This window comes from Erwinia sp. MYb416 (assembly GCF_037479575.1).
In the GTDB taxonomy this organism is placed as follows: Bacteria; Pseudomonadota; Gammaproteobacteria; order Enterobacterales; family Enterobacteriaceae; genus Erwinia; species Erwinia rhapontici.
In genome coordinates this window covers 801-1,557 of sequence record NZ_JBBGYT010000156.1, presented here as the reverse complement: position 1 = coordinate 1,557, position 757 = coordinate 801, and the positions used below count along the sequence as shown (strand labels likewise).

1 protein-coding gene is annotated in these 757 nt (G+C 46.2%); it reads left to right on the top strand.

Going from position 1 to position 757, the window contains the following annotated elements:
• Window positions 1-335: 335 nt before the first annotated feature.
• A partial coding sequence (locus tag WH277_RS01495) for an SbmA/BacA-like family transporter (RefSeq protein WP_339503965.1) occupies window positions 336-757 on the top strand: 422 nt, incomplete at its 3' end.

The window sequence follows — 757 nt, the reverse complement described above, 5'->3', positions numbered from 1 at the left end:
TCTTGTCTTTCAGTGTGCTCAAGCCACACGGGTATAAACCGAAAACATCAGCCAATTCAAGCTAATTCAATCGATTCACAGCAGTTCATTGATCGTTATCGGCTTTGGTTAAAAAATATTCAGCGTTAATTTTCAGAAGACCACGCTATATAGCGCGAATTTAAAGGTAAATTTGTTTTTTCGCTTCCACAAAATAAAGAGTACGGGCCAATTAATGGCATAAATAACCAAAGGAAATAAAGTATTTTCGTCACGGACATTAATAGATACAACCGTAACGAGATTACTCACAGGCAATCGCGGTATAACCACCAGACATTGACAGCGGAGTGCCTATGTTTAAATCCTTTTTTCCCAGGCCAGGGCTGTTTTTCAGCAGCGTGGCGATCTGGAGCCTGCTGGCCGTTTTGTTCTGGTTTGGCTATGCCGACAGCAAATTCGCTCATCTGATGATCCATTTAACCTGGATCCCCCCAGGCACGTTGCCCAACAACGCACTGCGTTTTATCTCGCCCGGCGAACTGGGTTTCTACAGTTATTACCTGCTGGCCACGCTGCTATTTGCCGGAGGCTGGTTTTTCTTCAGCCCGCATCCCTGGCAGCGCTGGTCAATTCTCGGCAGTGCGCTGATTATCTTTGTCACCTGGTTTTCCGTTCAGGTCGGCGTGGCGATTAACAGCTGGTATGAGCCGTTCTATGACCTGATACAAAAGGCAATGGCACACCCGAATACCATTCAGATCTCGGCGTTTTATAC